General features: G+C 66.4%; 1 protein-coding gene. It reads left to right on the forward strand.

Annotated elements, in window-relative coordinates:
- Positions 1–1,020, forward strand: a 1,020-nt coding sequence (locus ACFY0O_RS37680) for an IS256 family transposase (protein WP_388955627.1), incomplete at its 5' end; no start/stop codon positions are given.
- Between the last annotated feature and the right edge of the window lie 39 nt (positions 1,021–1,059).

Here is a 1,059-nt window from a genome sequence, read left to right on the forward strand (position 1 = left end):
ACCGTGCTGACCGATGTCGGTCCGGTCGAGATATCCGTGCCCCGCGACCGCGACGGATCCTTCGAACCAAAGATTGTCCGCAAGCGGCAGAAGCGCCTGACCGGCGTGGACGAGATGGTCATCTCCCTGTCCGCAAAGGGCCTGACCACCGGCGAGGTCCAGGCCCACCTCGCGGAGGTCTATGGCGCGGAGGTCTCCCGCCAGACGATCTCCACAATCACCGACAAGGTTCTCGACGGCATGGCCGAGTGGCAGAACCGGCCGCTCGACGCCGTCTATCCGGTGGTCTTCATCGACGCCATCCACGTGAAGATCCGCGACGGCGCCGTCGCGAACCGGCCCATATATGTGGCCCTGGCCGTCACCACCGAAGGCCGACGGGACATCCTCGGGCTCTGGGCCGGCGACGGCGGCGAGGGCGCCAAGCACTGGATGCACATCCTCACCGAGATCAAGAACCGCGGCGTGAACGACGTCCTCATGCTCGTCTGCGACGGCCTGAAAGGCCTGCCCGACGCCGTCGAGACCGTCTGGCCCCGCACCACCGTCCAGACCTGCGTGGTCCACCTGCTGCGGAACTCCTTCCGCTATGCGGCCCGTCAGGACTGGGACAAGATCGCCAAGCTCCTCAAGCCCGTCTACACCGCCCCGACCGAAGAGGCGGCACTGGAGCGGTTCGCCGAGTTCGCCGACGCCTGGGGGAAGAAGTATCCGGCAATCGTGAGGCTGTGGGAGAACGCCTGGGAGGAGTTCACCCCGTTCCTGCGGTTCGACACTGAGATCCGCCGCATCGTCTGCACCACGAACGCGATCGAGTCCGTGAACGCCCGCATCCGGCGGGCGGTCAAGGCCCGCGGCCACTTCCCCAACGAGCAGGCCGCCCTGAAATGCGTCTACATGGCGATCATGTCCCTGGATCCCACCGGCAGGGGCCAGGCCCGCTGGACCATGCGCTGGAAGACCGCACTGAACGCCTTCGACATCACCTTCGACGGCCGACTCTCCGCAGCCCGCCAGTAACCCCAACCACCCCCGTTACACCCTTCGATTGACAGCCCC

It is taken from the genome of Streptomyces sp. NPDC001594 (genome assembly GCF_042893675.1).
Lineage (GTDB): Bacteria > Actinomycetota > Actinomycetes > Streptomycetales > Streptomycetaceae > Streptomyces.